The 26650-nt window shown below is 72.3% G+C and carries 23 protein-coding genes; 8 read left to right on the top strand and 15 right to left on the bottom strand.

The genetic code is table 11. The features are described 5' to 3' along the window. Positions 1-8: 8 nt before the first annotated feature. Together K4G64_RS07015 and K4G64_RS07010 are read right to left on the bottom strand one after the other, a co-directional pair. A complete protein-coding gene (locus K4G64_RS07015) occupies positions 9-1598 on the bottom strand; it encodes an ABC transporter substrate-binding protein (protein ID WP_221755155.1) in 1590 nt (529 codons plus the stop codon). A 127-nt stretch (positions 1599-1725) separates the two neighbouring features. Then, positions 1726-2166 (bottom strand): DUF6299 family protein, encoded by a 441-nt coding sequence (locus K4G64_RS07010; RefSeq protein ID WP_221755154.1) that lies wholly within the window; start codon positions 2164-2166, stop codon positions 1726-1728. 244 nt (positions 2167-2410) lie between these two features. Here K4G64_RS07010 and K4G64_RS07005 point away from each other — a divergent pair, with 244 nt between their 5' ends. Then, a complete protein-coding gene (locus K4G64_RS07005) occupies positions 2411-2605 on the top strand; it encodes a DUF5999 family protein (protein ID WP_221755153.1) in 195 nt (64 codons plus the stop codon). A gap of 37 nt (positions 2606-2642) precedes the next feature. On the opposite strand, the gene K4G64_RS07000 is transcribed toward K4G64_RS07005, so the two are convergent. Together K4G64_RS07000 and K4G64_RS06995 are read right to left on the bottom strand one after the other, a co-directional pair. Continuing rightward, on the bottom strand, positions 2643-3041 hold the full coding sequence (locus K4G64_RS07000) for a RidA family protein (RefSeq protein WP_221755152.1): 399 nt from the start codon (positions 3039-3041) through the stop codon (positions 2643-2645). Further along, complete coding sequence (locus K4G64_RS06995; protein ID WP_221755151.1) at positions 3038-4249, bottom strand: acyl-CoA dehydrogenase family protein; 1212 nt, start codon at positions 4247-4249, stop codon at positions 3038-3040. Before K4G64_RS06995 ends, K4G64_RS07000 begins: the two co-directional genes overlap by 4 nt. A gap of 127 nt (positions 4250-4376) precedes the next feature. Between K4G64_RS06995 and K4G64_RS06990 the strand changes: the two genes are divergently transcribed. The 6 genes from K4G64_RS06990 to K4G64_RS06965 all read left to right on the top strand — a co-directional run bounded on the left by K4G64_RS06990 (position 4377) and on the right by K4G64_RS06965 (position 10658). Continuing rightward, on the top strand, positions 4377-5987 hold the full coding sequence (locus K4G64_RS06990) for an AMP-binding protein (protein ID WP_221755150.1): 1611 nt from the start codon (positions 4377-4379) through the stop codon (positions 5985-5987). 15 nt (positions 5988-6002) lie between these two features. Next, a complete protein-coding gene (locus tag K4G64_RS06985; RefSeq protein WP_221755149.1) occupies positions 6003-6815 on the top strand; it encodes a PaaX family transcriptional regulator C-terminal domain-containing protein in 813 nt (270 codons plus the stop codon). Between the two features lie 183 nt (positions 6816-6998). After that, positions 6999-7769 carry a ribonuclease BN gene (locus K4G64_RS06980; protein ID WP_221755148.1) on the top strand — a complete coding sequence of 257 codons (771 nt, stop codon included), beginning with the start codon at positions 6999-7001 and terminating at the stop codon, positions 7767-7769. A 146-nt stretch (positions 7770-7915) separates the two neighbouring features. Further along, positions 7916-8740 carry a molybdate ABC transporter substrate-binding protein gene (gene modA, locus K4G64_RS06975; RefSeq protein ID WP_221755147.1) on the top strand — a complete coding sequence of 275 codons (825 nt, stop codon included), beginning with the start codon at positions 7916-7918 and terminating at the stop codon, positions 8738-8740. Then, the gene (locus K4G64_RS06970) at positions 8737-9588 is read left to right on the top strand and encodes an ABC transporter permease (RefSeq protein ID WP_221755146.1); all 852 of its coding nucleotides are present in this window, start codon (positions 8737-8739) and stop codon (positions 9586-9588) included. Before modA ends, K4G64_RS06970 begins: the two co-directional genes overlap by 4 nt. Beyond that, the gene (locus K4G64_RS06965) at positions 9585-10658 is read left to right on the top strand and encodes an ABC transporter ATP-binding protein (protein WP_221755145.1); all 1074 of its coding nucleotides are present in this window, start codon (positions 9585-9587) and stop codon (positions 10656-10658) included. The genes K4G64_RS06970 and K4G64_RS06965 overlap by 4 nt, the downstream gene beginning before the upstream one ends. 21 nt (positions 10659-10679) lie before the next feature. Here K4G64_RS06965 and K4G64_RS06960 read toward each other — a convergent pair whose 3' ends face one another. From K4G64_RS06960 to K4G64_RS06945, 4 genes are all read right to left on the bottom strand, one after another. Further along, positions 10680-11894: an NAD(P)/FAD-dependent oxidoreductase gene (locus tag K4G64_RS06960; protein ID WP_221755144.1), complete on the bottom strand. Its 1215-nt coding sequence runs from the start codon at positions 11892-11894 to the stop codon at positions 10680-10682. 115 nt (positions 11895-12009) lie between these two features. Further along, the gene (gene sigJ, locus K4G64_RS06955) at positions 12010-12960 is read right to left on the bottom strand and encodes an RNA polymerase sigma factor SigJ (RefSeq protein ID WP_221755143.1); all 951 of its coding nucleotides are present in this window, start codon (positions 12958-12960) and stop codon (positions 12010-12012) included. Positions 12961-12970: 10 nt separating this feature from the next. Beyond that, positions 12971-15286: a bifunctional salicylyl-CoA 5-hydroxylase/oxidoreductase gene (locus tag K4G64_RS06950; protein WP_221755142.1), complete on the bottom strand. Its 2316-nt coding sequence runs from the start codon at positions 15284-15286 to the stop codon at positions 12971-12973. Next, entirely contained in the window at positions 15283-16110 is an 828-nt protein-coding gene (locus tag K4G64_RS06945; RefSeq protein ID WP_221755141.1) for an enoyl-CoA hydratase family protein, read from the bottom strand. The genes K4G64_RS06950 and K4G64_RS06945 overlap by 4 nt, the downstream gene beginning before the upstream one ends. A gap of 308 nt (positions 16111-16418) precedes the next feature. On the opposite strand from K4G64_RS06945, the gene K4G64_RS06940 reads away from it, so the two are divergent. After that, on the top strand, positions 16419-16886 hold the full coding sequence (locus K4G64_RS06940; RefSeq protein ID WP_221755140.1) for an ATP-binding protein: 468 nt from the start codon (positions 16419-16421) through the stop codon (positions 16884-16886). Here the strand turns inward: K4G64_RS06940 and K4G64_RS06935 are convergent. The 7 genes from K4G64_RS06935 to K4G64_RS06905 all read right to left on the bottom strand — a co-directional run bounded on the left by K4G64_RS06935 (position 16843) and on the right by K4G64_RS06905 (position 26429). Further along, the gene (locus tag K4G64_RS06935; RefSeq protein WP_221755139.1) at positions 16843-18279 is read right to left on the bottom strand and encodes an amino acid permease; all 1437 of its coding nucleotides are present in this window, start codon (positions 18277-18279) and stop codon (positions 16843-16845) included. The genes K4G64_RS06940 and K4G64_RS06935 overlap by 44 nt on opposite strands. Positions 18280-18405: 126 nt before the next feature. After that, a complete protein-coding gene (gene argF / locus K4G64_RS06930; RefSeq protein WP_221755138.1) occupies positions 18406-19413 on the bottom strand; it encodes an ornithine carbamoyltransferase in 1008 nt (335 codons plus the stop codon). A 59-nt stretch (positions 19414-19472) separates the two neighbouring features. Then, a complete protein-coding gene (locus K4G64_RS06925; RefSeq protein WP_221755137.1) occupies positions 19473-20696 on the bottom strand; it encodes an arginine deiminase in 1224 nt (407 codons plus the stop codon). A 99-nt stretch (positions 20697-20795) separates the two neighbouring features. Next, positions 20796-21341, bottom strand: coding sequence for a hypothetical protein (locus K4G64_RS06920; RefSeq protein WP_221755136.1), 546 nt, complete (start codon positions 21339-21341; stop codon positions 20796-20798). Between the two features lie 4 nt (positions 21342-21345). Then, the gene (locus K4G64_RS06915) at positions 21346-23889 is read right to left on the bottom strand and encodes a polynucleotide kinase-phosphatase (RefSeq protein ID WP_221755135.1); all 2544 of its coding nucleotides are present in this window, start codon (positions 23887-23889) and stop codon (positions 21346-21348) included. Beyond that, positions 23886-25349: a 3' terminal RNA ribose 2'-O-methyltransferase Hen1 gene (locus tag K4G64_RS06910; RefSeq protein WP_221755134.1), complete on the bottom strand. Its 1464-nt coding sequence runs from the start codon at positions 25347-25349 to the stop codon at positions 23886-23888. Before K4G64_RS06910 ends, K4G64_RS06915 begins: the two co-directional genes overlap by 4 nt. Before the next feature lie 156 nt (positions 25350-25505). After that, positions 25506-26429, bottom strand: a complete 924-nt coding sequence (locus tag K4G64_RS06905) for an LLM class F420-dependent oxidoreductase (RefSeq protein ID WP_221755133.1) — start codon at positions 26427-26429, stop codon at positions 25506-25508. Positions 26430-26650 lie beyond the last annotated feature (221 nt).

Raw genomic sequence — 26650 nt, 5'->3', positions numbered from 1 at the left:
GAGTCGGGTCACTTCTTCGGCTGCCAGTCCTCGATGTTCCACCAGGGGCCGCTGGCGAAGCCGTGTTCGTGCGGCTCCAGTTGGGTGTCCAGGCCGTCCCAGCGGTCGGCCAGGACGTAGAGGTGGTCGATGTGGGTGAGGAAGGTGTAGCCGGGGTCCTGCACCAGGGCGCGCTGCAGTGTGCCGTAGGCGGATGTGCGCTCGGCCGGGTCCTGGCTGCGGCGGCCCTTGTCCAGGGCGCGGTCCACGGCCGGGTTGTCGTAGCGGGCCATGTTGTTGAAGCCGTCGCCGGCGAGGGAGGAGTGCAGCAGGGTGTAGAGGCCGAAGTCGGGGTCGCCGGTGCTGCCGAAGCCCGCGAGGACGGCGGTGTCCTTCATGCGCGGCTCGATGACCTCCCAGGTGGCGCTCTCCACCTTCACGTCGATGCCGGCCTTCTTGGCGTCGGAGGCGTACGCGAGGGCGTGGTCCTGGCGGACCTTGTCGCCGGAGGGGTAGAGCAGGCTGAAGGCGGCCCGCTGTCCGTCCCGGCTGCGGATGCCGTCCTTGCCGGGCTTCCAGCCGGCCTCGTCCAGGATCTTCCCGGCCTTGCCGAGGTCCTGGGCGCGCTCGATGTCGTCGCTGAAGGCGGGGTCGTCGACGGGCAGCGGCCCGTAGGCGGGGCGGCCCGCGCCGTCGAGGATCTTGGCGGTCATGGCCTCGCGGTCCACGGCCGCGTCGAGGGCCCGCCGGATCGCGCGGTCGCCCGTGACCTTGTGCGCGGTGGGGAGCGTGACGGCCCGGAAGTCGTAGGAGCGGGCCTGGTAGGTGCGTTTGGCGTCGTCGCCCTTGAACGTGGCGGCGAGGTTGGGCGGGAGGACCGCGCCGTCGAGGTCGCCGGAGCGCAGGCGGGTGGCGCGTACGTCGTCGTCGGTGATGACCGCCATGGTGAAGGCCTTCACCGCGGGCTTGCCGCCCCAGTAGCGGGGGTTGGCCTTGAAGGAGAGCTTCTCTCCCTTGCTCCAGCCGGTGAGGAGGTACGGGCCGGTGCCGACCGGCTCGGTGTTGAAGGAGCCGGTGTTGGGGTTCTGCTTCCCCGTGATGTGCTGGGGGACGATGGGCAGGACCGTGCGGGCGGCGAAGGGGGCGTAGGGGTACTTCAGCGTGAAGACGACCTTGTCGTCGCCGCTCGCCTCGATCTCCTCGATCGCGTCCAGCTCGCTCTTGAAGGTGTTGTTGGTCTTGGCGTCCAGGACGGTCCGGTAGGTGTGGACGACGTCGGCGGGTGTCAGCGGTTCGCCGTCGCTGAACTCGACCCCGTCGCGCAGGGTGTAGGTGTAGGTGCGGCCGCCGTCGGTGATCTTCGGCAGTGCGGACGCCAGTGCGGGCTTCAGCTTCAGGTCGGCGTCGCGGGCGAGGAGCCCGTCGAAGATCTTGGAGTTGCCGTCCTTGCCGTAGCCGAGCAGCGGGCTGAGGGTGTCCGGCTCGGAGGCCACCCCGAGCACCACCGACTCCGCGGACTTGCCGTCATCCGAGGCGCCGCCGCTGGGGGCCGAGCAGGCGGTGACCGCCGTGGCCAGCGCCGCCGTGACGGCGGCCCCTCGTATCCGACGGGTCGACATGTGACCTCACACCCTTGTTGCTCTAGTCAGGTTGTTGCACAGCTAGGTTATTGCAAAGACATCGCAATTAAATAGGATCGGCGGGCGACCCGAACCCGGGGCGCCCACCGCTTCCTTCAGGTGGTGCTCAGGCCTGGGTCAGGGTGACGTTCTGCCCCTGGACCGTGTGGAAGCTGTGCAGCGGCAGGTCACTGAAGGTACGCAGCTCCATCAGGGTGGCCTCGACGCGGGCCGCCCCGGCTACCAGCGCGCCGGGCGTGACCTGGCCGGTGTTCACCCAGCGGTGATCCGCGCCGTCGCACACGGCCCGGGTACCGCCGACGCCGTATCGGGTCGTGGACACGCCCTGGCTGACGGAGGAGCTGACGAAGACCGGGCCGCTGGAGCTCACGCAGCGGTAGGTGCCGGAGAGGGTGACGGTGCCGTCGACGGTGATCCGGCCGACCGCGTCGACCGTCACGGTGCCGGTCGGGGCGGGGGCGGACGCGGTGGCGGGCGCCGCGCCGGCGCCGGTGAGCAGGAGCAGCGCGGCACCGGCCGCCGCGCCGAGAAGGGGACGTAGACGCATGGGGGAAACCCCCCGAAAGGGGTGGAATGCGGCTTCCACTCGTACCGGCCCTCCGGGCCGGCGCCCGTGACCCTCACCCCTTCGGTGGCGAGTCCGCCCCGGCCGTCGTGGAACCGTCCTGGGAATGTCCTGGGCGTGTCACGCTTCCCGCCGGGCCGTTCCGATGAGTTCGGCACGGGAGGATGGTCTGTCTGTACGAGTCGCCCGAACCCTTCGGACGGCCCTACCGACGTGGAGGTGCGCCATGTGTGTCCACCAGCCCCAGTGCCCCGCGACCGACTCCCCCGCCGCGCACGTCGTGGCCGCCCGCCCCGAGCAGGGCTGGAGCCTGCTGTGCGACGGGACGGTCGTCTTCGACGACACCGGCGAACTGCTGCCGGACGGACGCGTGGTGCAGCCGCGCCGGGTGACCGCCGAGGGCCTGGCCGTCGCGGCCTGACCCGAGGACGTCCCTGCACTGCGGCACGACGGCCTCGCTACGGCAGAACCGCGAAGCCGTCCAGTTCCACCATGGCCTCCGCGTCCCACAGCCGGCCGACCCCGACGACCGCCATGGCGGGGTAGTCGCGACCGGCCAACGCGCGCCAGGTGCGGCCCAGTTCGGGCGCGTGGGTGCGGTACGCCTCGACATCCGTGGCATAGACGGTGACGCGGGCCAGGTCGGAGGGTGTGCCACCGGCCGCCGCGAGGGCGGCCAGCAGGTTGGCCAGAGCCCGCTCGAACTGCTCGGGCAGGGTGCGCCCGACCACCTTGCCGTCGGCGTCCAGGGCGGTCTGCCCCGCGAGGAACACCACCCGTGACCCGGACGCCACCACGGCGTGGGAGAAGCCGGTCGGCGGGGACAGCTCGGACGGGTTGACGCGCTCGGTGCTCACCGGGCCTCCTGACGGGCGTACAACTCCTTGGCGATGATGCCGCGCTGCACCTCGCTGGCCCCCTCGTAGATGCGCGGGGCGCGCACCTCGCGGTAGAGGTGTTCGAGCAGGTGGCCGCGTTGCAGCGCTCGGGCGCCGTGCAGCTGGACGGCCGTGTCGACGACGTACTGCGCGGTCTCGGTGGCGAGCAGTTTCGCCATGGCGGAGCGCCGGGGCACGTCCGGGTCGGCCGCGTCGTACGCCGAGGCCGCCGCGTGCACCATCAGCCGGGCCGCCTCGGTGCGCAGGGCCATCTCGGCGACCTGGTGCGAGACGGCCTGAAGGTCCCGCAGTTTACCCCCGAAGGCGTCGCGTCCGGCGGTGTGAGCGAGGGTCGCGTCGAGGGCCGCCTGCGCCATGCCGACCGCGAACGCGCCGACGCTGGGCCGGAACAGGTTGAGCGTCCCCATGGCGACCCGGAAGCCGCGGTCCGCCTCGCCGAGCACGTCGTCGGCCGTCACCGGCACGGCGTCGAAGTCGAGGGCGCCGATGGGGTGCGGCGAGAGCATGTCCAGTCCGCGGCCGGTCAGTCCAGGCCGGTCGGCGGGGACGAGGAAGGCGGTGACGCCTCGCGCCCCGGCGCCCGGTGTGGTGCGGGCGAAGACAGTGTAGAAGTCGGCCTCGGGGGCGTTGGAGATCCAGCACTTCTCTCCGGTGAGCCGCCAGCGGGCGGGGCCGTCGGGGGCGGCGGTGAGTGATGTGTCGACGGTGGGCGCCGGAGCGTCCGATGACCGACCGGCCTGCGACGCGTCCGTCTCCGCCTCCGCCTCCGCCCGGAGCTCCAGTGCCGCCGCGTCCGATCCCGCCCCCGGCTCGCTCAGCGCGAAGGCCGCGATCGCCGTGCCGGCGGTGACCAGGGGGAGCCAGCGGGCGCGTTGCGCCTCGGTTCCGTACGCGTGCACCGGATGGGCGCCGAGGCCCTGGAGGGCCAGGGCCGTCTCCGCCTCCGTGCAGGCGTAGGCCAGGGACTCGCGCATCAGGCACAGGTCCAGCGCGCCCGAGGTGAACAGACGGCCGAGCAGGCCGAGGCTGCCGAGCTCGGCGACCAGGGCGCGGTTCACATGCCCCGGTTCGCCCTTGTCGGCCAGCGGGTGGAGCCGTTCCGCCGCCAGGGTGCGCAGCTCCGCGCACCAGGCGAGTTGTGCCGGTTCGAGTGAGAATGCGGTCATCGCCGGTCCCTTCTCCGCCACCCTGCGTTCCGGCTGGGCCACTCCGAGGCTATCGCGGACCGTTGACTGTCGTCATCAACACGATACGCTCCAGGTGCGAGCCCACCACGCCAAGGGGGCGAACCGTATGACCGCACGGCGCACGGCCCACGTCGACACCTTCGCCCGGGACCATCTGCCACCCCCGGACCAATGGCCCGAGCTCCGCTTCGATCTGCCGGAGCTGCACTACCCCGAACGGCTCAACTGCGCCGCCGACCTGCTGACCGGCCCACCCGGCGAACGCCTGGCCTTCCTCACCGCCACCGGCGAGCCGTGGACGTACGGCGATCTGCGTGCCCGCGTGGACCGCCTCGCCCATGTGCTCACCGGCGAACTCGGCGTCGTCCCGGGCAACCGGGTGCTGCTGCGCGGCCCCACCACCCCCTGGCTCGCGGCGTGCTGGCTGGCGGTGCTGAAGGCGGGGGCGGTGGCGGTCACGGTGCTCGCCCAGCAGCGCCCGCACGAGCTGAGCACGATGTGCGAGATCGCGCGGGTGGAGCACGCCCTGTGCGACATCCGGGCCGTCGACGACCTCGCCAAGGCCGAGATCCCGGGCCTGCGGATCACGGCCTACGGCGGTGACGCCCCGGACGACCTCCTCAACCGCCCGGCACCCACGACCCCGTATCAGGCGGTCGCGACGGCTGCCGACGACGTGGCACTGATCGCCTTCACCTCCGGCACCACCGGCCGCCCGAAGGCCTGCATGCACCTGCACCGGGACGTGCTGGCGATCGCCGACACGTTCTCCCGGCACGTCCTGAAGCCCTGCCCGGACGACGTCTTCACCGGCAGTCCCCCGCTGGGCTTCACCTTCGGCCTCGGCGGTCTGGTGGTCTTCCCGCTGCGGGCGGGTGCGAGTGCACTGCTGCTCGAACAGGCCGGGCCGCGGCAGCTGCTGCCCGCCATCGCCCGGCACCGGGTCTCCGTACTGTTCACCGCCCCGACGGCGTACCGCGCGATGCTCGACGAGCTCGACGGGCACGACGTCTCCTCGCTGCGCCGCTGCGTCTCGGCCGGCGAGAACCTGCCCGCGGCCACCTGGCAGGCCTGGCACGAGCGCACGGGCCTGCGCCTCATCAACGGCATCGGCGCCACCGAGCTGCTGCACATCTTCATCTCCGCTGCGGACGACCGGATCCGGCCCGGAACCACGGGCGTTCCGGTGCCGGGCTGGCAGGCGCGCGTGCAGGACGCGGACGGCGAGCCCGTGCCCGACGGGCAGCCGGGTCTGCTCGCCGTACGCGGACCGGTCGGCTGCCGCTACCTGGCCGACCCGCGCCAGCGGGACTACGTGCGCGGCGGCTGGAACGTCACCGGCGACACCTACGTCCGCGACCCCGACGGCTACTTCCGCTACGTCGCCCGCGCCGACGACATGATCATCTCGGCCGGGTACAACATCGCCGGACCCGAGGTGGAGGACGCCCTGCTGCGGCACCCGGACGTGGTGGAGGCGGCGGTCGTGGGACGGCCCGACGAGGCCCGCGGGCAGGTCGTGCTGGCCTTCGCCGTCCTCAAGGAGGGCGCGGAGCGGGACGCCGAGGCGCTGCGCGCCTTCGTGAAGAGCGAACTGGCGCCGTACAAGTGCCCGCGCGAGATCGTCTTCCTGGACGCGCTGCCGCGCACGGCCACCGGCAAGCTCCAGCGATTCAGGCTGCGTGCACCGGGGGTACCGGAAGGCGACCGGGAATGATCCGTACGACCTAAGATGATCAACGTGTCCGACCACCATGCACCACGGTCTCTCATCGTCACGCTCTACGGCGCGTACGGCCGCTTCATGCCGGGCCCCGTGCCGGTAGCCGAACTGATCCGGCTACTGGCCGCGGCCGGCGTGGACGCTCCGTCCGTACGCTCCTCGGTGTCACGGCTCAAGAGACGCGGCCTGCTCGTGCCGGCCCGCACCGCACAGGGCGCGGCCGGTTACGAACTGTCCCCGGACGCCCGTCAGTTGCTCGACGACGGCGACCGCCGCATCTACGCCTGCGCTCCGCCCGAGGACGAGGGCTGGGTGCTCGCGGTGTTCTCCGTGCCGGAGTCCGAGCGGCAGAAGCGGCACGTGCTGCGCTCCCGGCTGGCCGGGCTCGGTTTCGGCACGGCCGCTCCGGGCGTGTGGATCGCGCCCGCGCGGCTGTACGAGGAGACCCGGCACACGCTCCAGCGGCTGCGGCTCGACGCGTACGTCGACTTCTTCCGCGGTGACCACCTCGGCTTCGCCCCGACCGCGGAGGCCGTAGCCCGGTGGTGGGACCTGGCGGCCATCGCCAAGGAGCACGAGGAGTTCCTCGACCGCCACGCGCGAGTGCTGCGCGACTGGGAGAAACGCGAGGACACCCCGCCGGAGGAGGCCTACCGGGACTACCTCCTCGCCCTGGACTCCTGGCGCCACCTGCCCTACACCGACCCGGGCCTGCCGTCCGAGCTGCTTCCCGCGGACTGGCCGGGGGTGCGCTCCTCGGCGGTGTTCCGGGGGCTGCACGAGCGGCTGCGGGACGCGGGGGCGGCGTTCGTCGGCCTCTGACCCACCCGGACGACCGGGATGCCGCCCGGTTTGCGGCGTTTGCTCCGCCATGGAACGGTCAACGATGTCCGCGACTGGACGGAGCGCGTACCGGGAGGCGGACCGAGGGATGACCGTCACCACACCACCGAGGACGACAGGCTCCCGCGCGGACCGGCTCCCGTGAGGCGGTGGGGGCGCTCGGTGCACGGCGGGTGGCACCGGGCCGGTGCGCACACCCTCGTCCGGCAGGGCCGCGAGGTGGAGTTGCTGCACCGGGCCACGGGGTTCGCCACCCTCGCCCTGGTCACCCTGGCGCCACTGCTCATCGTGGTCGCCGCCGCCGACCCGCTGGAACGGGGCGGGTTCGCCCTGTGGCTCGCCGACGGCATGGGGCTGTCCGGGCGCTCCGCGCGGCTGCTCACGGACATCATCAGCCCGCCGCGCAAGGTCATCGGCACCACGAGCGTGCTCGGCGGGGTCGCCCTCGCGGTCTTCGGTGTCGCGTTCGGCGGGAGCGTGCAGAACGGCTACGAGCGGATCTGGGGCCTGCCCTCGGGCCCGTGGCACCGCGTCTGGCGGCAGGCGGTGTGGATGATCGCGATGACCGCGTACCTGTACCAGGAGGTGCAGACGCGCAGCATCGTCTCGGGGCCGGAGCGGATCGCGCTGAGCGCGGCGTCCGGTGTGCTGTTCTTCTGGTGGGGGCAGCGCTTCCTGCTGGGCGGGCAGGTCCGCTGGACCGATCTGCTCCCCGGGGCGCTGGCCACCATGGCCGGCCTGGTCGGCCTGCGCATGTTCTCCTACTTCGTCTTCACCCCGCTCATCGTCACCAACGCCATCAGCTACGGAGCGATGGGCGTCGTCCTCGTCGTGGAGTCCTGGCTCATCGGCGTGGGCTACGTCGTCTACGGCGGCGCGCTCGTCGGCCGCTGGGTGCTCGAGCACCACGTGCACCGGGAGCACGCCGAGTAGACCCGGCTCCGGCCGGCACTGTCGTGCGAACGCACATGCCACCCGGAGGGATCTCTGTCCCCGCTCATGCGAATCCACAGGGGCCTTTTCCCTCGCATCTGCGGCATTATCATCGGCGCATACTGAACCGAGGGAGTAGATCCGTGATGACCCGTACCGCGCGCCGGGCCCGCTGTCCGCTCCAGCCGGCCGCGGGAGCAGCAGCCGCCGCCCTGCTGGCCCTGAGCGCCTGTTCGTCCGGCTCGTCCGGCTCGGACTCCTCGGCGAAGCCGGACTCCTCCGGGGCGGGCAAGCTCTCCGGCGAGGTGACCGTGTTCGCCGCGGCCTCGCTGAAGGAGAGCTTCACGACGCTGGGCAAGCAGTTCGAGAAGGAGCACCCCGGCACGAAGGTCACCTTCAGCTTCGGCGGCAGTGACTCGCTGGCCGCGAGCATCACCGGCGGCGCCCCGGCCGACGTCTTCGCCTCGGCCAGCCCCAGGACGATGAAGATCGTCACGGACGCCGGGGACGCCTCGGGCACCCCCGCCACGTTCGTCCGCAACGAGCTGGAGATCGCCACCCTGCCCGGCAACCCCGGGAAGATCTCCTCGCTCGAGGACCTCACCGAGGCGGGGCAGAAGGTCGTGCTCTGCGACCAGGAGGTGCCGTGCGGCGCCGCCGCGCAGAAGGCCCTGGACGCGAGCAGGCTGAAGCTCACACCCGTCTCCTACGAGCAGGACGTGAAGGCCGCCCTCACCAAGGTCGAGCTGAAGGAGGCCGACGCCGCCGTCGTCTACAAGACGGACGTGCGCGCCGCGGGTGACAAGGTGGAGGGCGTGGAGTTCCCCGAGTCCGCCGACGCCGTCAACGACTACCCGATCGCCCTGCTCAAGGACGCGCGCAACGCCGAGGCCGCCAAGGCGTTCATCGCGCTGGTGCGGTCCGCCGAGGGCCAGAAGGTCCTGAGCGGGGCCGGGTTCCTCAAGCCGTGACGCTCCCGACCGACAAGTCTCGTGCCGCGGCCGACACCCTCCGGGGCGGTCCGCGGCGCCGGCGCGTCCGGACGGGCGTGCCGCTGCCCCTGCTGATCCCCGCGCTGCTCGGCCTGGCCTTCCTGATCGTGCCGCTGATCGCCCTGCTCGTACGGACCCCGTGGCACAGCCTGCCCACGCAGCTGACCAGCCCGGACGTGTGGCAGGCGCTCAAGCTCTCGCTGATCTGCGCGACCCTCGCCACCGGCGTGAGCCTGGTCATCGGCGTGCCGCTGGCCTGGCTGCTGGCCCGCGTCGACTTCCCCGGCCGCGGCCTCGTGCGCGCCCTCGTCACCCTGCCCCTCGTCCTGCCTCCGGTCGTCGGCGGTGTGGCGCTGCTGATGGCGCTCGGCCGCAACGGCATCGTCGGGCAGTGGCTCGACGCGTGGTTCGGGATCACGCTGCCCTTCACCACCGCCGGGGTCGTGATCGCGGAGGCGTTCGTGGCGATGCCGTTCCTCGTGATCAGCGTCGAGGGCACCCTGCGGGCCGCCGATCCGCGCTACGAGGAGGCGGCCGCCACTCTGGGCGCGTCCCGCTTCACCGCGTTCCGCCGGGTCACGCTGCCGCTGATCGCGCCGGGCATCGCGGCCGGCGCGGTCCTCGCCTGGGCGCGGGCGCTCGGGGAGTTCGGCGCGACGATCACCTTCGCCGGCAACTTCCCCGGCCGCACCCAGACCATGCCCCTGGCCGTCTACCTGGCCCTGCAGAGCGACCCGGAGGCCGCGATCGCCCTCAGCCTGGTGCTGCTGGCGGTGTCGATCGCGGTGCTCGCCGGGTTGCGCGACCGATGGATGAGCGCCGGATGACCCGGACCCACGCCGCCACCGGCGTCTCCGTCGACGGGCTCGAAGCCCGCCTCGTCGTGGACCGGGGCGGCTTCCAACTCGATGTGGCGCTGACCGTCGCGCCCGGCGAGGTCGTCGCCCTGCTCGGACCGAACGGTGCCGGCAAGACCACCGCGCTGCGCGCCCTGGCCGGCCTGACCCCGCTCTCCGGCGGCCATCTGCGGCTGGACGGCACCGAGCTGGACCGTACGCCGCCCGAGACCCGTCCCGTCGGTGTCGTCTTCCAGGACTACCTGCTCTTCCCGCACCTCACGGCCCTCGACAACGTCGCCTTCGGCCCCCGCTGCCAGGGCGCGACCAAGGCCGAGGCCCGGGCGCAGGCCGCCGAGTGGCTCGACCGCCTCGGCCTCGCGGCGCACGCCGGTGCCAAGCCCCGCAGGCTCTCCGGCGGGCAGGCCCAGCGCGTCGCCCTGGCCCGTGCCCTGGCGACCCGTCCCCGGCTGCTGCTGCTCGACGAGCCGCTGGCGGCCCTGGACGCCCGGACCCGGCTGGAGGTCCGTGCGCAGCTCCGGCGTCATCTGGCCGACTTCGAGGCGGTCGCCGTGCTCGTCACCCACGATCCGCTCGACGCCATGGTGCTGGCCGACCGGCTGGTGGTCGTGGAGCACGGCCGGGTGGTCCAGGAGGGCACCCCCGCCGACATCGCCCGCCATCCCCGTACGGACTACATCGCGCAGCTGGTCGGCCTGAACCTCTACCGGGGCGAGTCCGACGGCCACACCGTGCGGCTCGCCGACGGCCCGCACCTGACCACCACGGAGGTGCTGTCCGGCGCGGTCTTCGTGGCGTTCCCGCCGAGCGCGGTCACCCTGCACAGGGAGCGGCCCACCCGCTCCAGCGCCCGCAATCTGTGGCATTGCGAGGTGGCGGGGCTGGAGACCCACGGCGACCAGATCCGCGCCGACCTCACCGGTGAACTCCCGCTCGTCGCCGACCTCACGACGGTCGCCGCGGCCGAACTCGGTCTCCACCCGGGGGCGGAGGTCTGGGCGACGGTGAAGGCCACCCAGACCCACGCCTACCCGGTCTGAGACGGTCGGCGCCCCCACGGGTCAGGCCGCCGTCCTGACCGGCGAGCCCTCCGGGACGACGGCGGTATCCCGCACGACGCGGCGGCGGCGCACCGGCAGGAGCGTCGGGTGGGCGACGCCCCAGGCCGCGCCCTTGCAGATGATCTCCTTGTAGAGCGCGGCGAGCCGGCCGGTCAGGGCCGCGGACTTCGCCCGGTCGTCGGCGGTGACGTACTGGATCAGGCCGTCCTTGCGCCCGAGCGAGATGCACTGGTTGAAGTAGCGCACCGGCACGTTCGGGACCTTCCCGCCGGTCAGCCGGGCCGCGATGGCGTCGGCGGCCTGCCAGGCGGTGGGGACGCCCGAGGCGCACGACATCCGCAAAGGCTTGTCCCCGGGGCCCATCGCCAGGGCGGCGTCGCCGACGGCGTACACGTCCGGATGGGACACCGAGCGCATGGTCCGGTCGACCACGATCTGGCCGGTGCCGCTCGTGTCCAGGGTGGTGGCCCGGGCTACGGGGTGGACGGCGAAGCCCGTGGTCCACACGGTGACCGCGGCCGGGAGGGTCGTGCCGTCGGCGGTGGTGACGCGGTCGGCGTCGACGGCGGTGACGGCGGTGTGCTCATGGACCGTGATGCCCAGCCGGTCGAAGGTCTTCCGCAGGTGCCCGCCGCCCTTGGGCGAGAGCCAGTCGCCGAATCCGCCACGGACGGCCAGGGCGACATCGAGGTCCGGGCGGGCCTCGGCGATCTCGGTCGCCGCCTCCACCCCGGTGAGGCCGCCACCGACCACGACCACGGACTCCCCGGCGGCCAGGCCGGCCAGGCGCTCGCGCAGCCGGAGCGCTCCGGGGCGGCCGGCGATGTCGTGGGCGTGCTCGGCGGTGCCGGGCACGCCCTGGTCGTTCCAGCCGCTGCCGAGGGCGTAGACGAGGGTGTCGTACGGCAGGACCTCGTCCCGCTCCTCCCCCGCGCCCTCCGGGGCGGCGACGGTGACGGTCTTGCGGTCGGCGTCGAGGCCGGTGACCTTCCCCTGCTTCAGCAAGACGCCGGTTCCCTCGAACATCTCGTCGAAGGGCCGGGGCTCGAGGTCCTGGCCGGCTGCGAGCTGGTGCATCCGGACGCGTTCGACGAAATCGGGCTCGGCGTTGACGAGGGTGATGGCGACGTCTTCGCGGTGCAATCGCTTGGCGAGGCGCCCGGCGGCGGTTGCTCCGGTGTAGCCGGCTCCGAGGACGACGATGCGGTGCTGCATGGCGTAGCTCCTGTCATGACGGCTGTCTTCAGCGGGATTCGCCACTTGAACCGGGCGGCCCGCCGATTCCTGACAGGAGGGTGATGTGATGCGCGTCACACCACGGGCGGCCGGGTCAGAAGACCCTGAGCAGGGGCTCTCCGTGGTCGCCGGCGGCCCACAGCCGGGTCGCGCGTTCGAGCTTGTCGGGGTTGACCTGGTTGCGGAACGCCATGATGCCGTCGTCGGCGACCTCCAGGCACATGACGCCGATGACCCGGCCGTCGAGGACCACCACGAGGGCGGGGTCGCCGTTGGCGGTCCAGGCGTAGACGTCGGGCGAGCCGCCGACCAGGGCGCGCTTGGCCGCACTGGGCTTGAACAGGCCCCGCATGAACTTGGCGACCGCGAGGGCACCCTCGAAGGCCCTGGCGCGCGCCGGGACCTTCCCGCCGCCGTCGCCGACCGCGACGGCGTCCCCGGTGAGCAGCCGCACGAGCGGCTCGGTCTTCCCGGTGGCGGCGGCCGCGAGGAACTCGTCGATGATCCGGCGCGCGGCGGCCTCGTCGATCTCGGTGCGGGTACGGGCCCTGCCGTCCGCGACGTGCTTCTTCGCGCGGTGGAAGATCTGCTGGCTGGAGGCCTCGGTGATGTCGAGGATCTCGGCGATCTCCCGGTGCGGATAGTCGAAGGCCTCCCGCAGCACGTACACGGCCCGTTCGTTCGGGGACAGGCGTTCCAGCAGGACGAGCACCGCGTACGAGACCGATTCCCGCTGCTCGGCGGTGTCGGCGGGCCCCAGCATCCGGTCCCCGGCGAGCAGCGGCTCGGGCAGCCACTGCCCGACGTAGGTCTCACGCCGCGCACGGGCCGAGGTGAGCTGGTTGAGGCACAGGTGGGTGAGCACCTTCGTCAGCCATGCCTCGGGCACGTCGATGCGCTCGATGTCGGCGCCCTGCCAGCGCAGGAACGTCTCCTGCACGGCGTCCTCGGCCTCGCTCGCCGACCCGAGCAGCCGATAGGCCACCGCCTCCAGGCGCGGCCTGAAGGCTTCGAACCGGTCCACGTCGTCCAGGGTCAGGGCCATGCCACGGATCCTAATCGCCGCCGGCGGCGCCGCCTCCCAGACTCAGTCGCGGTTTCGGGGCGTCCGTACGGCCCGTCCGGGGGCGGCGGCTGCCCGCGCGGTACGGATCCGGCCAGGGCGCGCCCGGGCCGGTGTAGTCCTGCTCGGCCGCCGCGTGCAGGGTCCAGTGGGGGTCGTAGAGGTGGGGGCGGGCCAGGGCGCAGAGGTCGGCGCGGCCCGCGAGGATCAGGGAGTTGACGTCGTCCCAGGAGGAGATCGCGCCGACCGCGATCACCGGGATGCCGGTGGCGTGGCGGATCCGGTCCGCGAACGGCGTCTGGTACGACCGCCCGAACTCCGGCCGCTCGTCCGCGACGACCTGGCCCGTCGACACGTCGATCGCGTCGGCGCCGCGCGCGGCGAAGGCCCGCGCGATCTCGACGGCGTCCTCGGCGGTCGTGCCGCCCTCGGCCCAGTCGGTGGCGGAGACACGGACGGTCATGGGCCGCTCCCCCGGCCACACGTTCCGTACGGCGTCGAAGACCTCCAGCGGGAAGCGCAGCCGCTTCTCCAGGGAGCCGCCGTAGGCGTCGGTGCGCCGGTTGGTCAGCGGGGAGAGGAACCCGGACAACAGGTAGCCGTGCGCGCAGTGCAGTTCGAGCAGGTCGAAACCGGCCCGGGCAGCGCGCACCGCGGACGCCGTGAACTGCTCCCGGATGTCGGTGAGTTGAGCGCGGGACAGCTCACGCGGCGTCTGGCTGAATTCCTTGTACGGCAGCGCCGAGGGGGCGACGAGCGGCCAGTTGCCCTCTTCCAGCGGCTCGTCCATGCCCTCCCACATCAGCCGCGTGGAACCCTTGCGGCCGCTGTGGCCGAGCTGCACGCCGATCGCGGTGCCCGGGGCCCGGCCGTGCACGAAGTTGGTGATCCGCTTCCACGCCTCGGCCTGCCGGCCCGTGTAGAGGCCGGCGCAGCCGGGCGTGATGCGGCCCTCCTCGCTGACGCACACCATCTCGGTCATCACCAGCCCGGCCCCGCCCAGCGCCCGCGCGCCCAGGTGGACGAGGTGGAAGTCGCCGGGGACGCCGTCGACGGCCGAGTACATGTCCATGGGCGAGACGACGACCCGGTTGCGCAGAGTCAGGCCGCGCAGCCGGAACGGCGTGAACATCGGGGGCGTGCCGGGCGGGCAGCCGAACTCGCGCTCGACCGTCCGGGTGAAACGGGCGTCGCGCAGCCGCAGGTTGTCGTGCGTGACGCGGCGGCTGCGGGTGAGCAGGTTGAAGGCGAACTGGCGGGGCGGCTGGTCCAGGTAGAGGGCGATGTTCTCGAACCACTCCAGGCTGGCCCGGGCCGCGCGCTGGGTGGAGGCGACGACGGGGCGCCGCTCCTCCTCGTAGGCGCTCAGGGCCTCGGGCAGCGAGTCCCGCTCCTCCAGACAGGCGGCCAGGGCGAGAGCGTCCTCGACGGCGAGCTTGGTGCCGGAGCCGATGGAGAAGTGGGCGGTGTGGGCGGCGTCCCCGAGGAGCACGATGTTGCCGTGCGACCAGCGCTCGTTGACGACCGTCCGGAACGTCGTCCACGTGGAGTTGTTCGACTTCAGGGGGCGGCCGCGCAGCGCCTCCGCGAAGATCTTGCCGCAGCGCTCGATCGACTCCTCGTCGCCCAGCTCGTCGAAGCCGGCCGCGTGCCAGACCTCTTCGCGCATCTCGATGATCACGGTCGAGGCGTCGGGGGCGTAGGGGTAGCCGTGGAGCTGCATCACGCCGTGTTCGGTCTCGGCGATCTCGAAGCGGAAGGAGTCGAAGGGGAAGTCGGCGGCGAGCCAGATGTAGCGGCAGCGGTGGGTCGTCACCCGGGGGCGGAAGACGTCCGCGTGGGTTTCGCGGGTGGTGCTGTGGATGCCGTCGGCGGCGATGACCAGGTCGTGGGTGTGCGGGAGGTCGTGCGGGGCCTCGGTGCGGAAGCGGAGGTCGACGCCGAGTTCGCGGCAGCGGGTGTGGAGGATCTCGAGCAGCCGCTTGCGGCCGAGGGCCGCGAATCCGTGTCCGCCGGAGGTGTGGCGGTGGGTGCGGTGGACGATGTCTATGTCGTCCCAGCGGGTGAAGTGCTGCTGGAGGGCCTGGTAGACCCGGGGGTCGGCGTGTTCGATGCCGCCGAGTGTCTCGTCGGAGAGGACCACGCCGAAGCCGAAGGTGTCGTCGGGGGCGTTGCGCTCCCAGACGGTGATCTGCCGCTGCGGGTCGAGGCGTTTGAGGAGGGCGGCGGCGTAGAGCCCTCCCGGACCGCCGCCGATGATCGCGACGCGGAGGGGGTGGCCGGTGTCGCCCGGAGGGACCGCGGTCACCGTCCGCTCCACTTCGGGGGGCGCTTCTCCGTGAACGCCGCGTGGAACTCGGCGTAGTCCTCGCCGTTCATCAACAGCGCCTGGGTCGAGGCGTCGAGTTCCACCGAGGCCGCCAGGGGCATGTCCAGTTCGGACGTGAGCAGGGCCTTGGTCTGGGCGTAGGCCAGGGCCGGGCCCTCTGCCAGGCGGTGGGCCAGCTGGTGTGCGGCCTCGTCGGCGGCGCCTTCCTCCGTCAGTTCGCTGATCAGGCCGATGCGCTCCGCCTCGATGGCCCGGACCGGGTCGCCCAGCATGAGCAGGCGGGTCGCGTGGCCCAGGCCGACGACCCGGGGCAGCAGGTAGGCCGCGCCCATGTCACCGCCGGAGAGGCCAACGCGGGTGAAGAGGAAGGCGAAGCGGGCGGTGGGGTCGGCGACGCGGAAGTCCGCGGCCAGGGCGAGGACCGCTCCGGCTCCCGCGGCCACGCCGTGCAGCGCCGCGATCACGGGGAACGGGCACTCGCGGATCGCGCGGACCACCTGGCCGGTCATCCGGTTGAAGTCCAGGAGCTGGGCGGTGTCCATGGCGAGGGTGGCACCGATGATCTCGTCGACGTCGCCGCCGGAGCAGAAGCCGCGGCCTTCCCCGGCCAGCACCATGGCCCGTACGGACCGCTCCCGGGACAGCTCGGCGAGCAGGTCGCGCAGGTCGGCGTAGGCGCCGAAGGTGAGCGCGTTGAGCTTCTCGGGGCGGGCCAGGGTGACGGTGGCGACGCCGTCGGCGATGTCGACGCGCAGATGCTCCCAGCCTGGGGTACGGGCGGCGGAGCCGGTGAAGGGACTCATGATGTGCGGCCTCCTCGGGCGGGCACTGCCTCACAGAGCTCTACCCTTCGAAGCTATCACTCATCCGTGACTGTCGTCATGAGTGCGCGATAGGCCGTCCGGGTAGGACTCCGATGTGGGCCCGGCGTGACCTGGGCCGGTCACATCCGTCACAGATCGTCCACACCGGCGTAACGGCGGGAGCAGCTGTGCGCGGCGGCGCGTTCACCTGGGTAAGCCGTCCGGCAAGGAGGCAAGGGCGCCTCCGACGGTGCCCCCGGGATGCCTCGGAAGAGCGGCGCCGTACCATTCATCAGGTTGAAAGCAGGATGTCCTGCTCCATGAACGGACCCGCCGTGTACGAACTCTCCTCAGCTCCCGCCTCCTGGCGCATCGCGCTGCCGCACACCGCAGCGGCGGTGCCCGTGGCCCGTGCCCTGGTCCGTACGGCGCTGGCCGAGTTGCGGCACGGGGCGGACTGCGACACCGCGGAGCTGCTGACGGCGGAGCTGGTGGCGAACGCCGTGGAGCACACCACGGGCGAGACGCCGATAGAGCTGGTCGTGGAGCTGATGCCGTCGGGATGTCAGGTCGAGGTCCACGACACCGACCCGGCCCCGCCCGGCGACCTCACCCGCCCGGCCGGCGGGCCGCCCGACCCCTGGCAGGAGCACGGGCGCGGGCTGCTGCTGATCCGCGCCCTGAGCTCCTCCTGCGGGCACCGCCCGACCGAGTCCGGCAAGGCGGTCTGGTTCAGACTGCCTGTGGTTCCCGCTCAGCGGCGTTCGCCGGCGTGACCGCGGCGAGCCGGGAGTTCCGGCGCCCGTAGAGCAGGTACAGGGCGACCCCCACCAGCAGGAATCCCGCGAACTGGATCCAGGTCGTCGCACCCGTCTCGTACATCAGGTACAGGCAGAAGCCGACGCCGAGCAGCGGGGTGACGGGGTAGAGCGGCACCCGGAAGGTGCGGGCGAGGTCCGGCTCGCGGCGGCGCAGGGCGATGACCGCGATGTTGACGACGGCCATGGTGGCGAGCGTGCCGATGGTGCACAGGTTGACCACGGCGTCCAGCGGGGCGAAGGCCGCGGGGAGCGCGAAGACGCCGGCCACGATCAGCGTGCCGGCGACCGGCGTGGAGGTCTTCGGCGACACCTTCTCGAAGACGCGCGGGATCAGCCCGTCGCGGGACATGGACATCAGGATCCGCGTCTGGCCGTACATCACTGCGAGCACGACCGAGGCGATGGCGACGACCGCGCCGAAGGCGATCACACCGCCGCCGACGGCGGAGCCGGTGACCTGGTTGACGACGTAGGACAGGGCCGCCGGACGGCCGCCGACCGCGTCGCCGCCGATGGCGCCGATCGCGGCGAGCGCCACCGCGCAGTAGAGCAGCGTGACCAGGCCGATGCAGACGAGGATCGCCACGGGGATGTCCCGGCGCGGGTTCTTGGCCTCTTCACCGGCGGTGGTGATCGCGTCGAAGCCGATGTACGAGAAGAAGGCGGCGGTGGTGCCCGCGCCGATGCCGGCGAGGCCCGTCGGCGAGAACGGGGTGAGGTTGCCGTCCTCGAACGCGGTGAAGCCGATCGCGACGAAGGCCACCAGGACGGCGAGCTTCAGCACGGCCATCGCGGCGGTGGCCCGGGCGCTCTCGCGCACGCCGCGCACCAGCAGGACGGCGGCCATGGCGATGACGATCACGGCCGGGAGGTTGACGACCCCGCCGTCGCCCGGCCCGGCCGACAGGGCCGTGGGCAGGTGCAGTCCGACGACACTGTCGAGGAGCTCGTTGACGTACTGGCTCCAGCCGACCGCCACCGCGGACACCGACACGCCGTACTCCAGCAGCAGGCACCAGCCGACGAGGAAGGCCGTGCCCTCGCCGAGACCGGCGTAGGCGAAGGAGTACGAGGATCCGGAGACCGGGATCGCGCCGCCCAGCTCGGCGAAGGCGAACGCGGTGAAGACGCAGGTGATCGCGGCGAGGAGGAAGGAGACGACGACGGCCGGGCCGGCCTGGGCGACCGAGTCGGACAGTCCGACGAAGATGCCGGTGCCGACGATCGCGCCGATGCCGAAGCAGACCAGCTGGAAGAGACCCATCGTGCGCTTCAGACCGTGACCCTCACGGTCGGCGCCCGACTCCGCCACGAGAAGGGCGGGGGGCTTGATACGGGGAGCGGGCATGCGGGTGGTGCTCGTTTCTGGTGGTGCGGGAGCGACGGGTGCGTCGCGCGGCGGCCGCGGAGGAGGGGTGGTGCCGGGCCGCCGGACAGCATAAGGCCTGATCAGGCGAGGGTTGGCCAGGCCTGTTCAGGCGAGGGTTGCCACCATGACCGCCTTGATGGTGTGCATCCGGTTCTCCGCCTCGTCGAAGACGACCGAGTAGGCCGACTCGAAGACCTCGTCGGAGACCTCCAGGTAGTCCAGGCCGTAGGCCGCGTGGATCTCCTGGCCGACCTTGGTGCCGAGGTCGTGGAAGGCGGGCAGGCAGTGCAGGAACTTCACGTCCGGGTTGCCCGTGGCGCGCAGGACGTCCATGGTCACCGCGTAGGGGGCGAGGGCCGTGATGCGCTCGGCCCAGACATCCTTCGGCTCACCCATCGAGACCCAGACGTCCGTGGCGACGAAGTCGGCGCCGCGGACGCCCTCGTCCACGGTCTCGGTGAGCGTGATGCGGGCACCGCTGGTCGCGGCGAGTGCCCGGGCCCGGTCGACGATCTCCTCGGCGGGCCAGTACTCCTTCGGCGCGACGATCCGTACGTCCATGCCGAGCAGGGCGCCGGTGACCAGGTAGGAGTTGCCCATGTTGAAGCGGGCGTCCCCCAGGTAGGCGAAGGCGATGCCGGTCAGCGGCTTGGCGCAGTGCTCGGTCATGGTCAGCACGTCGGCGAGCATCTGGGTGGGGTGCCACTCGTCGGTGAGCCCGTTGTAGACGGGCACCCCGGCGTGCGCCGCCAGCTCCTCCACCTTCTGCTGGCTGTCGCCCCGGTACTCGATCGCGTCGTACATCCGGCCCAGCACCCGCGCGGTGTCCTTGACCGACTCCTTGTGCCCTATCTGGGAGCCGGAGGGGTCGAGGTACGTGGTCGAGGCGCCCTGATTGACGGCCGCCACCTCGAACGCGCAGCGGGTGCGGGTGGAGGTCTTCTCGAAGATCAGCGCGATGTTCCGGCCCTGGAGGTACCGGGGCTCGATCCCGCCCTGCTTGGCGGCCTTCAGGTCGGCGGCCAGCTCGACCAGACCGCGGAACTCCTCCGCGGTGAGGTCCAGCTCCTTGAGGAGATGGCGGCCGGCGAGGGCGGTCGGGACAGTCGCCATGAGGGCACTCCAGGGATACGGGGACGGGACGCTGGAATACTATACGAGCTTCAGCATGCCTATACGGGATCGCGTTCGACGGGGCAGCTCATGCACCGCGGGCCGCCCCTGCCCCGGCCCAGTTCGCTGCCCGGGATCTCTATCACCTCGATGCCTTGTTTGCGCAGGTGGGTGTTGGTGGTGGAGTTCCGTTCGTAGGCGACCACGACGCCGGGTTCGACGGCGAGGACGTTACAGCCGTCGTCCCACTGCTCGCGCTCGGCCGCGTGCACGTCCTGGGTGGCGGTCAGGACACGGATCTGGTTCAGGCCGAGGGCGGCGGCGATCGCGCGGTGCATGTGCTCCGGCGGATGGTCGGTGACCTTCAGCTCCTTCTCGCCCACGCCGGGCTCGATGGTGTACGAGCGGAGCATGCCTAGGCCCGCGTACTGGGTGAAGGTGTCGCCGTCGACCATCGTCATCACGGTGTCGAGGTGCATGAAGGCACGCCGCTTGGGCATGTCGAGGGCCACGATCGTCTCGGCGGACCCGGCGGCGAACAGCTTGTGCGCGAGCATCTCCACGGCCTGCGGCGTGGTGCGCTCGCTCATGCCGATGAGCACCGCCCCGTTGCCGATGACCAGCACGTCCCCGCCCTCGATCGTGGACGGGTAGTCGCTCTGCCCCTTGGACCACTCGTGGAACGTCTCGTCGCGGAACAGCGGGTGGTGCCGGTAGATCGCCTCGAAGTGCACGGTCTCGCGCTGCCGGGCGGGCCAGCGCATGGCGTTGATGGACACGCCGTCGTAGATCCAGGCAGAGGTGTCGCGGGTGAAGAGGTGGTTGGGCAGCGGGCCCAGCAGGAAGTCGTCCAGTTCCATCACGTGGAAGCGCACGGAGGTCGGCTCCGGGTGCACGTCGAGGAACTCGCGTTTCGTCATGCCACCGATCAGGACCTCGGCCAGCTCCGGCGCGGGCATGTTCTCGAAGGCGGCTCTGAGCGGGTCGGTGGCCAGCGGGCCGTACTCCTTCTCGTCGAAGACCCGCTCCAGGACGAGGGATCTGGCCACCGGGACCTCGAGCGTCTCGGCCAGCAGGTCACCGAAGAGGTGGACCTCGACGCCGCGGTCGCGCAGCACGTCGGCGAATCCGTCGTGCTCGGCGCGGGCCCTGCGCACCCACAGCACGTCGTCGAAGAGCAGCGAGGTCTTGTTGCTCGGGGTGAGCCTTTTGAGCTCGAGATCGGGCCGGTGCAGGATGACGCGGCGCAGCCGCCCGGCCTCGGAGTGGACGTGGTATGCCATGCCTCCATCCTGACCATCGGAGGGCGTATTGACGCGCTCCTCGACCGTTTCCGTGACGGCCAGTTCTCGTCGCGCAGACGACAAGCGGGGCGGACCGGCTCACACCGGGGTGACGGCTCCAGCGACTCCTCCGGCCGGGCGAGCATCCGGCGGGCGGCCCGGCCCGGTTCGGCGATCGTGCGGGCGACGACCCAGCCCGCGAGGGCCTGCGGCTCCGCCGGGGCGTCGGCCAGGACGTCGGCGTACCGCCGTGAGCGCTGCGGCCGCGTCCCCGGCGGCGAGGTGCTCGTCGGCGGTGCGCGGGACGGCGGGCCGGGTGGCGAAGGCGTGGGTGGGCACGTCCGGCCAGACGGTGCGGTCGCGGCGGAAGCGGAGGTCGGACGGGTCGGCGGCGGGGGTGGGCACGACGTTGCGCAGCCGCCACTCGGTGCGGTGCAGGGCGGCGGCGGTGCGGGCGCGGGCCGGTGCGGCCGGCGGGACGTCATCCCGCAGCCGGCCGTCCAGGGTGCGGGCGAGCCCCGGCACCAGGGCGTGGCCCTCGACGGTCAGACGGCCGCTGGTCAGCAGGGTGCGCACGGCCAGGCGGCTCCGCAGGCGGCGCAGGGCGAAGAAGCGCAGGTGGGCGACAGGAGAACCGTCGCCCACCCGATCACAGCCGCGGGTCCACCGGCTCCGACTCCAGCGCCAGCACCCCGAACACCGCCTCGTGCACCCGCCACAGCGGCTCGCCCTCGGCCAGTCGGTCCAGGGCCTCCAGGCCCAGCGCGTACTCGCGGATCGCCAGGGAGCGCTTGTGGTTGAGGAACCGTGAGCGCAGGCGGGCGAGGTTCTCCGGACGGGTGTACTCCGGACCGTAGATGATGCGGAGGTACTCGCGACCGCGGCACTTGATACCGGGCTGCACCAGGCGGCCCTGGCCGTCGCGGACGACCGCGCCGACCGGCTTGACGACCATGCCCTCGCCGCCGCGGCCGGTCATCTCCAGCCACCAGTCGACGCCGGCGCGCACCGACTCCGGGTCGGCGGTGTCGACGTAGAGGCGCCGGGTGGTCTGGAGCAGGCCGCTGCCGTCGTGCTCGACGAGCCGGTCGAGCAGGGCGAGCTGCTCGTCGTGCGGCAGGCCGGCGAGGCTGCGCCCCTGGACCGCGAGAATCTGGAACGGGGCCAGGCGCACGCCCTCCAGGCCGTCCGTGGTCCAGCAGTAGCGGCGGTACGCCTCGGTGAACGCGGCCGCGTCGGTGGCGCGTTCGCCGGTGCGGGTCAGCAGGCCCGCCACATCGACGCCGCGCGCCGCCGCGCCCCGCAGGGCGCTCAGGGCCTCCGGGAGCACCGCGCCGGACGCCGCGCCCACGGCGGCGTACTGCGACCGCAGCAGTCCGGACGCCTTCAGCGACCAGGGCATCAACTCGGCGTCCAGCAGCAGCCAGTCCGTCTCCAGCTCGTCCCAGAGGCCGGCCTCGCCGGCCGCCGTCCGCAGCCGGTCGAGGATCTCCTCGGTGAGGGCCTCGTCGTCGAGGAAGGGGCGGCCGGTGCGGGTGTAGAGGGACCCGGTCGGACCTCCCTCGACGCCGAAGCGCTTGCGGGCGGCCTCCGCGTCGCGGCACACCAAAGCCACCGCCCGCGAGCCCATGTGCTTCTCCTCGCACACGACCCGGGCGACACCGTCGTCCCTGTACTGGGCGAAGGCCTCCTCGGGGTGCTCCAGGTAGCCCTCGACGTGGCTCGTGGCCGTCGGGGCCATGGTCGGCGGGAGGTACGGCAGCAGCCGCGGGTCCACCGCGAAGCGGCTCATGACCTCCAGGGCCGCCGCCGCGTTCTCCTCGCGGATCGAGACGCGGCCCTGGTGCCGGGTCTCGACGACCCGGCGGCCCCGCACGTCCGCCAGGTCCAGCGGACGGCCGTCCTGCCCGCCGGGCGCCTCACTGCGCAGCGGCTTCGTCGGCTCGTACCAGACCTGCTCGGCCGGGACGTCGGCCAGCTCGCGCTCCGGCCAGCGCAGCGCGGTGAGCTTGCCGCCGAAGACCGCGCCGGTGTCCAGGCAGATGGTGTTGTTGAGCCAGGTCGCCTCGGGAACCGGGGTGTGGCCGTAGACGACCGCGGCCCGGCCCCGGTAGTCCTCCGCCCACGGGTAGCGCACGGGCAGGCCGAACTCGTCGGTCTCCCCGGTGGTGTCGCCGTACAGGGCGTGACTGCGGACCCGGCCCGAGGTGCGGCCGTGGTACTTCTCGGGCAGGCCGGCGTGGCAGACGACCAGCCGGCCGCCGTCGAGGACGTAGTGGCTGACCAGGCCGTCGAGGAACTCCCTTACCTCGGCGACGAACTCCTCGCTCTCGCCCGCCATCTGCTCGATGGTCTCGGCGAGGCCGTGGGTGTGCTGGACCTTGCGGCCGCGCAGGTACCGGCCGTACTTGTTCTCGTGGTTGCCGGGCACGCACAGGGCGTTGCCGGACTTCACCATCGCCATGACGCGGCGCAGCACGCCGGGGCTGTCCGGGCCGCGGTCGACCAGGTCGCCGACGAAGACGGCCGTACGGCCCTCCGGGTGGACCCCGTCGACGTAGCCCAGCTTGTCGAGCAGGGCCTCCAGTTCGGCGGCGCAGCCGTGGATGTCGCCGATGATGTCGAACGGGCCGGTGAGGTGGGTCAGGTCGTTGAAGCGCTTCTCGGTGACGACCGTGGCGTGCTCGACCTCCTCGACGCCGCGCAGGATGTGCACCTTGCGGAAGCCCTCGCGCTCCAGGTGCCTGAGGGAGCGGCGCAGTTCGCGGGTGTGGCGGTGGATGACCCGGCGGGGCATGTCGGCGCGGTCGGTGCGGGCCGCGTTGCGTTCGGCGCACACCTCCTCGGGCACGTCGAGCACGATCGCGATCGGCAGCACGTCGTGACGCTTGGCCAGGTCGATCAGCTGGCGGCGGGCGTCGGACTGCACGCTGGTCGCGTCCACGACCGTGCGGCGGCCGGCGGCCAGGCGCTTGCCCGCGATGTAGTGCAGGACGTCGAAGGCGTCCTTGGTGGCGCCCTGGTCGTTCTCGTCGTCCGAGACGAGGCCGCGGCAGAAGTCGGACGAGATGACCTCGGTGGGCTTGAAGTGCCTGCGGGCGAAGGTGGACTTGCCGGAGCCGGACGCCCCGATCAGCACCACCAGGGACAGGTCGGTGACGGGCAGCACGCGCCCCTGCTTCTCGTCGGTCATGCCGCCTTCGCCTCCTTCGGGGTGGTCATCGTGAACACGGCCATCTGCGTGGGCGGACCCACCTCGGGGTCGTCGGGGCCCACGGCGATGAACTCGACCGCGTAGCCGTGCCGTTCGGCCACCGCCTCGGCCCAGGCGCGGAACTCCGCCCGGGTCCACTCGAAGCGGTGGTCGCCGTGCCGGACGTGGCCGGCCGGGAGGGACTCCCAGCGCACGTTGTACTCGACGTTCGGAGTGGTCACGAGGACCGTCCTGGGACGCGCCGAGCCGAACACCGCGTACTCCAGGGCGGGCAGCCGGGGCAGGTCGAGGTGCTCGATCACCTCGCTGAGCACGGCGGCGTCGTAGCCCTTGAGCCGGACGTCGGTGTAGGCGAGCGAGCCCTGGAAGAGCTGGACGCGGGAGGCCTGCCGCTCGCCCATGCGGTCCAGCTTCAGCCGCCGGGAGGCGATGGTGAGGGCGCGCATGGACACGTCCACGCCGACGATCTCGGTGAAGGCCGGGTCCTTGAGCAGGGTCTGCACCAACTGGCCCTGTCCGCAGCCGAGATCGAGGACCCGGGCGGCTCCGGACTGCCTCAGCGCCGTGACGATCGCCTCGCGGCGCCGCACGGCCAGCGGGGTCGGCTTCTCCTCGGCCTCGGTCTCCGCCTCGACGGCGTTGTCGATCTCCTCGACCTCGCTGTCGTCGGTCTCGGCGAGCCGCACCAGCTCCAGGCGCTCGGTGGCCTGCCGGGTCAGCGCCCAGCGGCGCGAGAGGTAGCGACTGGTGATCAGCCGCTGCTCCGGGTGGCCGGGCAGCCAGCCCTCACCGACGCGCAGCAGCTTGTCGACCTCGTCGGGGGCGACCCAGTAGTGCTTGGCGTCGTCGAGGACGGGGAGCAGGACGTAGAGGTGGCGCAGGGCCTCGGCGAGGGTGAGCGTGTCCGATTCCAGGACGAGGCGCACGTACCGCGAGTGGCCCCACGCGGGGAACGCGACGTCCAGCGGCACGGGTTCCGCCGTGACGGTCCAGCCGAGCGGCTCGAAGAGCTTCCGTACGAGGTCCGGGCCGCCGCGGGCGGGCAGTGCGGGCACCTCGACGCGCAACGGCCTGGCCTGGGCGGGCAGTTCCGGCCGGGCGTTGCAGACGCCCTTCATCGCGCTGGAGAAGACGCTGCTGAGTGCCACGGCGAGCAGCGAGGAGGCCGCGTAGGGGCGGTCGTTGACGTACTGCGCGAGTGCCGCGTCCGGGGCGCCGCCGCGGCCCTTGCCCTTGCCGCGCCTGACCAGTGCCACCGCGTCGACCTCCAGCAGCAGCGCCGCCGTGCAGCGCCCGGCTTCGGCCTCGGGGTAGAGGACGTGGGCCGTGCCGTAGGAGGTGGAGAACGCCTGCGCCTTGTCGGGATGCTTGTGCAGCAGGTAGCCGAGGTCGGTGGCGGGGCGTTCGGGAGTGCCGGTGGTGGTGATCGTCAGGAACATGCGGAGGGCCTCTCCGGCTGGGTGGATGTTTTCCGTGCCGTACGCGCGAGAGCCCCCAGGACCGATGATCCCGGGGGCTCGGCAGAACGACGCCCTCAGCTTCGCACACCTGTGCCCACCAGCGCCTTCGTTTATCGAGGGCGGTTCGGCGGGCCCCTACGACAGCTGCGACTGCACCTGCGCGGAGATCAGCTCCAGGTGGTCGAGGTCGGCCAGGTCGAGGATCTGGAGGTAGATGCGGCTCGAACCGGCCTCGGCGTAGCGGCCGATCTTGTCGACGACCTCGGAGGGGGAGCCGGCCAGGCCGTTGAGCTTCAGCTCGTCCACCTCGCGGCCGATCGCGGCGGCCCGGCGGGCGACCTCCGCCTCGTCCCGGCCAACGCAGGCGACGAGGGCGTTGGAGTAGGTCAGGGCGTCGCCGCCGCGGCCGGCCTCCTCGGCGGCGGCGCGCACCCGGCCGAATTGGCGCGCGCTGTCCTCGACGGAGGCGAAGGGCATGTTGAACTCGTCGGCGTACTTGGCCGCCAGCCGCGGGGTGCGGGACGGGCCGTGGCCGCCGACGAGCACGGGGATCTTCCGCTGCGCCGGCTTGGGCAGGGCGGGAGAGTCCGTGAGGTCGTAGTAGGTGCCGTGGAAGTCGAAGGTCTTGCCGGGTTCCGTCGCCCACAGACCGGTGACGATCTCCAGCTGCTCCTCGAGGCGGGCGAACTTCTCCTTGGGGAAGGGGATGCCGTAGGCCTTGTGCTCCTCCTCGAACCAGCCCGCGCCGAGGCCGAGTTCGACCCGGCCGCCGGACATCTGGTCGACCTGGGCGACCTGGATGGCGAGCACGCCGGGCAGCCGGAAGGTGCCGGCCGTCATCAGGGTGCCGAGCCGGATGCGCTTGGTCTCGCGGGCGAGTCCGGCCAGGGTGATCCAGGCGTCGGTGGGGCCGGGCAGGCCGTCCACGCTTCCCATGCGGAGGTAGTGGTCGGAGCGGAAAAAGGCGTCGAAGCCGAGGTCCTCGGTGGCCTTGGCGACGGCGAGCAGAGTGTCGTAGGTGGCCCCCTGCTGGGGCTCGGTGAAGATGCGAAGATCCATGCCCTCCATCCTGCACCGCCCCGGCGGACGATCACGAGATCGGTCCCCCGTCCACGCCGGTCCCCGGTCGGGTGAAATTAATGCAATACCGCAGCCGCCGCCCGACCCGGCCAGTGACCGGCCCCGATGGTGATCGTTGGCTCGGGCGGAGCCGGAGCCCCCGGCTTCCGCGCCGGGGGGGGGTGGACCGCCGGGGCGTCACCCGCGTCGGCCTCCCCGGG

The organism is Streptomyces sp. WAC04114 (assembly GCF_019733245.1).
In the GTDB taxonomy this organism is placed as follows: Bacteria; Actinomycetota; Actinomycetes; order Streptomycetales; family Streptomycetaceae; genus Streptomyces; species Streptomyces massasporeus_A.
Note: the sequence above shows the minus strand (reverse complement) of the source record. Positions and strands in the feature narration are given on the sequence as shown.

Coding starts and splice junctions, on each gene's coding strand:
- K4G64_RS07005 (WP_221755153.1), top strand. CDS start 2,411: ATGTGTGTCCACCAGCCCCAGTGCCCCGCGACCGACTCCCCCGCCGCG.
- K4G64_RS06940 (WP_221755140.1), top strand. CDS start 16,419: ATGTCCTGCTCCATGAACGGACCCGCCGTGTACGAACTCTCCTCAGCT.
- K4G64_RS06925 (WP_221755137.1), bottom strand. CDS start 20,696: ATGGCATACCACGTCCACTCCGAGGCCGGGCGGCTGCGCCGCGTCATC.
- K4G64_RS06945 (WP_221755141.1), bottom strand. CDS start 16,110: ATGAGTCCCTTCACCGGCTCCGCCGCCCGTACCCCAGGCTGGGAGCAT.
- K4G64_RS06915 (WP_221755135.1), bottom strand. CDS start 23,889: ATGACCGACGAGAAGCAGGGGCGCGTGCTGCCCGTCACCGACCTGTCC.
- K4G64_RS06910 (WP_221755134.1), bottom strand. CDS start 25,349: ATGTTCCTGACGATCACCACCACCGGCACTCCCGAACGCCCCGCCACC.
- K4G64_RS06905 (WP_221755133.1), bottom strand. CDS start 26,429: ATGGATCTTCGCATCTTCACCGAGCCCCAGCAGGGGGCCACCTACGAC.
- K4G64_RS06995 (WP_221755151.1), bottom strand. CDS start 4,249: ATGACCGCATTCTCACTCGAACCGGCACAACTCGCCTGGTGCGCGGAG.
- K4G64_RS06965 (WP_221755145.1), top strand. CDS start 9,585: ATGACCCGGACCCACGCCGCCACCGGCGTCTCCGTCGACGGGCTCGAA.
- K4G64_RS06990 (WP_221755150.1), top strand. CDS start 4,377: ATGACCGCACGGCGCACGGCCCACGTCGACACCTTCGCCCGGGACCAT.
- sigJ (WP_221755143.1), bottom strand. CDS start 12,960: ATGGCCCTGACCCTGGACGACGTGGACCGGTTCGAAGCCTTCAGGCCG.
- K4G64_RS06985 (WP_221755149.1), top strand. CDS start 6,003: ATGATCAACGTGTCCGACCACCATGCACCACGGTCTCTCATCGTCACG.
- modA (WP_221755147.1), top strand. CDS start 7,916: ATGACCCGTACCGCGCGCCGGGCCCGCTGTCCGCTCCAGCCGGCCGCG.
- K4G64_RS07015 (WP_221755155.1), bottom strand. CDS start 1,598: ATGTCGACCCGTCGGATACGAGGGGCCGCCGTCACGGCGGCGCTGGCC.
- K4G64_RS06935 (WP_221755139.1), bottom strand. CDS start 18,279: ATGCCCGCTCCCCGTATCAAGCCCCCCGCCCTTCTCGTGGCGGAGTCG.
- K4G64_RS06960 (WP_221755144.1), bottom strand. CDS start 11,894: ATGCAGCACCGCATCGTCGTCCTCGGAGCCGGCTACACCGGAGCAACC.
- K4G64_RS07010 (WP_221755154.1), bottom strand. CDS start 2,166: ATGCGTCTACGTCCCCTTCTCGGCGCGGCGGCCGGTGCCGCGCTGCTC.
- argF (WP_221755138.1), bottom strand. CDS start 19,413: ATGGCGACTGTCCCGACCGCCCTCGCCGGCCGCCATCTCCTCAAGGAG.